3 protein-coding genes are annotated in these 4,350 nt (G+C 58.6%); 1 reads left to right on the top strand and 2 read right to left on the bottom strand.

From position 1 onward, the window contains the following. Both NW818_RS00355 and urtA read right to left on the bottom strand, forming a co-directional pair. On the bottom strand, window positions 1-512 hold a 512-nt coding region (locus NW818_RS00355; RefSeq protein WP_414423532.1), incomplete at its 3' end, for an ABC transporter permease subunit. Between the two features lie 104 nt (window positions 513-616). Then, window positions 617-1,891 carry an urea ABC transporter substrate-binding protein gene (gene urtA / locus NW818_RS00350; RefSeq protein ID WP_414423531.1) on the bottom strand — a complete coding sequence of 425 codons (1,275 nt, stop codon included), beginning with the start codon at window positions 1,889-1,891 and terminating at the stop codon, window positions 617-619. 383 nt (window positions 1,892-2,274) lie between these two features. On the opposite strand from urtA, the gene NW818_RS00345 reads away from it, so the two are divergent. Next, window positions 2,275-4,203 carry a S9 family peptidase gene (locus tag NW818_RS00345; RefSeq protein WP_414423530.1) on the top strand — a complete coding sequence of 643 codons (1,929 nt, stop codon included), beginning with the start codon at window positions 2,275-2,277 and terminating at the stop codon, window positions 4,201-4,203. Window positions 4,204-4,350: the final 147 nt, after the last annotated feature.

Genomic DNA, 4,350 nt, shown 5'->3' with positions numbered 1-4,350 from the left:
CCCCCCACCGCTGCAATGGCCGTGGAAAGCACCAACAGCAGCGCCAGCGTCCACCCCTTGAGACGCGGCCAATCCGCCCGCCTGGACAAAAGCCACCAGCCGCCGAAAAAGAGCACCGCGAAGGCCCCCAAGCGGAAAGCCAGCACCCAATTGACGCTGCGCACAAACTGCTGCAGGATCAGGCTCACGCCCCAGGTGGCCAAAAGGGTCTCCAAGGGTCGGCCATACAAAAAGCGAATCACCCCCCGCTCCAGGGCTAGTCCCACCAGAGCCGTGACGGCAAAGGCAGCTACCAAAGCTGGAAAGATGTACAGATCCCGCCAGGGATCCCCTAGGGGACGAAAGGCATTTTGAACCACAAAAGTGGTGTAGGCCCCCAACATCATCAGCTCCCCATGGGCCATGTTGATGACCCCCATGAGGCCGAAAACAATGGCCAAGCCCAAGGCGGCTATTAGCAAGACGGTGCCAATGCTAATGCCGTTGAACAAGCTGTCCAGGAGCAAGGTCATGGGCAGGGGATCCTCCTTCCAACTTGACCGGGGAAGCTTCTTAAGCGGCAGAGCGGGATCCCCGACCCTATCCAAACGGCAAGGGATCCCAGCCCTGGCCAGGACTAGCTGACTTTGTAGCGACCGCCCTTGGCCGGATCTGACCAATCGCAGGCAAAGCCCTTGGTCTCTGCCACAAACTGGTTCCAGGGCTGCGGCTCCACGGCATCCGTAGAAAAGATGACATCAAACAAACCGTCAGAGCGCACCTGGCCGATCCGCACATACTTGGTCAGGTGGTGATTGGTGTTCATGGTTACCAAGCCTTCTGGGGCATCAAAGGTCTGGCCATAGGCTGCCTGCCGCACGGCGTCGATTTCCACTGTTCCCGCTTTTTCCACTGCCTGCTTCCAGATGTAAACCATGATGTAGGCGGCTTCCATCGGGTCGTTGGTGACGCGGTTTTGGCCGTATTCTGCCTTGAAAGCTTCCACAAACTTCTTGTTGGCAGGCGTATCCACCGTCATAAAGTAGTTCCAGGCGGCGAAGTGCCCTTCCAAGAATTCGGGGCCGATGGCCTGTACCTCTTCTTCGGCAATGCTGACGGACATGGAAGGATAGCGATCCGGCCCCAGCCCTGCCCCTTCCAGTTGTTTGAAAAAGGCCACGTTGCTGTCGCCGTTCAAGCTGTTGTAGATCACACCGCCATTGGGAAGAGCGGCCCGGATCTTGCTGATGATGGGGGTAACTTCTGTGTTGCCCAAAGGCAGATAGTCTTCACCCACCACCTTGCCCCCCAGGGCTTCCAACTGGGCCTTGATGATGGTGTTGGCCGTGCGGGGGAACACGTAGTCGGATCCCACCAGGAAGAACTCTTTGCCCTTGTTCTTGAGCAGCCATTCCACCGAAGGCTCGATCTGCTGGTTGGGGGCAGCGCCGGTGTAGAAGATGTTTTTGGAGCACTCTTGTCCTTCGTACTGCACGGGATACCAGAGCAGGTGCTGCTTGGATTCAAACACCGGCAACACGGCTTTGCGACTGGCCGAAGTCCAGCATCCAAACACCGTTGCCACCTTGTCCACATCGATCAATTTGGTGGCTTTCTCGGCAAAGGTTGGCCAATCGGAAGCCCCATCCTCGATAATCGGCTCGATCTGCTTGCCCAAAACCCCACCGGCGGCATTGATCTCTTTGATGGCCAGCTTTTCCGCATCCACCACGCTGGTTTCCGAAATGGCCATGGTGCCGCTGAGGGAGTGCAAAATGCCAACGCGAATGGTCTCTCCCTGGGCGTAGGCGGGCACAGACCGCTTCACCCAGATCTGCGGCCCTAGGGCAGCCCCGGCTCCGGCCAGAGCGCCCATTTTCAGCACTTGACGACGATTAAAAGATTGAGCCATCGGTGATCTCCGAAACGAAGTGAGTGCAAAGGGTGTTAAGAAGTCCAGTTGTTGCAGCAGCCCGGCCAACGGGGGGAAGCACCTAGCTCATCACCTCGCCCATGTGTTGAACCTGCCCAACTGCGCTCAGCTGAGGCTTTCACCGAATGCCTTCCCAACATCAACAGGGGAAAGGCTAATCCTGCAGTCGAGAAAGCGTTGTGCATCCCTGTTGCCTTAACGTGTTCCATCAAACCCATTCGGCCCGGAGAGAATTGTATCGTGGGATACCTTTTCCCAGAATCCGAGCCCTTTCCCCGCAGGCTGTAGGCAAAGGCAGGGATCCCTTGCTGCCGGCATAATAGGGGTTCTGGGGTCGAGAATTAGTTGAGAGTTAACAGCTTATGGTGCAACAGGCCGGCTATGGATCTTGGCGATCCCCGATTACCGCTGACCTGGTGGTGACGGGATCCCTGCGCTTGGGACAGATGGTTTGGGATCAGGGGGATCTCTACTGGACGGAGGGCCGCCCGCAAGAAAAAGGGCGCAATGTGTTGATGCGGCGCTCTGCCGACGGGATCCTGGTGGAGCTGACACCGGCACCTTTCAATGTGCGGACACGAGTGCATGAGTATGGGGGTGGAGCTTATTGGGTGTCGGCAGGGGTAGTGTATTTTTGCAACTTCGCTGACCAACGGCTCTACCGCCTGCTGCCGGGTTCAGATCCCCAGCCCCTGACAGAAGCAGGCCCCTATCGCTATGCAGATGGGGTGGTGGATCGGGCGCGTGGACGCATCCTCTGTGTGCGGGAGGATCACAGCCGCCAGGGAGAGCCGGAAAACAGCCTTGTCTCGATTGACTTAGCAAGTGGATCCCAGCAGATTTTGGCTTCTGGGCACGACTTCTACGCCAGCCCGCGCCTCAGTCCAGACGGCCAGACCTTGGTATGGCTGACCTGGGATCACCCCCAAATGCCCTGGGACGGCACAGAGCTGTGGCGGTCTGAGGTGAACCCTGACGGCAGCTTGGGAGAACCTCAAAAGCTGGCCGGTGGCCCTGCCGAGTCGATCTTCCAGCCCCAGTGGTCACCGCAAGGGGATCTCTACTTTGTTTCCGATTGCAGCGGCTGGTGGAACCTCTATCGCTGGGATCCCCAGGGCCCCATTCCCCTCTGCCCTATGGAAGCGGAGTTTGGAGAGCCGCAGTGGGTGTTTGGCCTGAGCACCTACGGCTTCTGTGGCGATGGGCGCATCCTGGCCTGTTATGAACAAGACGGGCTGTCTCATCTGGCTTATCTGGATCCCCATTCAGGACAGTTGGCAGGGATCCCCTTGCCCTACACCCAGATCAGCGGTTTGCAGGTGAGTGGGGAAAAAGCCGCTTTCCTGGCCGGATCCCCGACGGAAGCCACTGCCTTGGTCTGCCTAGACTTACCCTCCAGCCAAGTGGAGGTGGTGGCCCGTTCCAGCAGCGTGGCGGTGGATCCCGACTATCTGTCGATCCCAGAGCCCATTGTTTTTCCCACCGGTGGCGGCAAGGCAGTGGCCTATGCTTTCTTCTATCCCCCCAAGAACCGCGACTTTGTTGCTCCCACTGGCGAAAAGCCACCCCTGCTGGTGAAAAGCCACGGCGGGCCCACCGGGGCGACGGCAGCGGTGCTCAACCTGGGGATCCAATACTGGACCAGTCGGGGGATTGCCGTTTTGGATGTGAACTACCGGGGCAGCAGCGGCTACGGACGGGCCTATCGGGATGCTCTCAAAGGCCGGTGGGGCCTGGTAGATGTGGAAGATTGCATCGCCGGATCCCAATTTTTGGCAGAACAGGGCAAGGTGGATGGGGAACGGCTGCTCATTCAAGGGGGCAGCGCTGGCGGCTATACCACGTTGGCGGCCTTGACCTTCCATGCCGTCTTCCGAGCAGGTGCCAGCTACTACGGGGTGAGCGATCTAGAAGCCCTGGCCCAGGAGACCCACAAGTTCGAGTCTCGCTACTTGGACAGCCTCATTGGCCCCTACCCAGAGCGGCGGGATCTCTACCGGGAGCGTTCCCCCATTCATCACCTGGAGGGCCTCAATTGTCCGGTTATCTTCTTCCAAGGGTTGGAAGACGCCATCGTGCCCCCCAATCAGGCGGAGAGGATGGTGGCAGCCCTACGGGCCAAAGGGATCCCAGTGGCCTATGTGCCTTTCGAGGGAGAGCAACACGGCTTTCGCCAGGCGGCCAACATCAAACGGGCTTTGGAGGCAGAGCTTTACTTTTATGCCCAGGTGCTGGGGTTTCCGCTGGCAGAACCTTTTGAGCCCGTTCGGATCGAAAACCTAGACACCTGATGATGACTGCTCAATGGGTCGAATAGAAAGGGATCCCGTCCCATCTATGGCCCATTGTTGCTCCACAACGCTGTCGCGACAGAGCAGCCCCTCTATGATGGACTTACCAGCCAACCCGGATGGAGCATGACTCTAGTCAATAATAAG

This window comes from Synechococcus sp. R6-5, assembly GCF_047461775.1.
In the GTDB taxonomy this organism is placed as follows: Bacteria; Cyanobacteriota; Cyanobacteriia; order Thermostichales; family Thermostichaceae; genus Thermostichus.
Note: the sequence above shows the minus strand (reverse complement) of the source record. Positions and strands in the feature narration are given on the sequence as shown.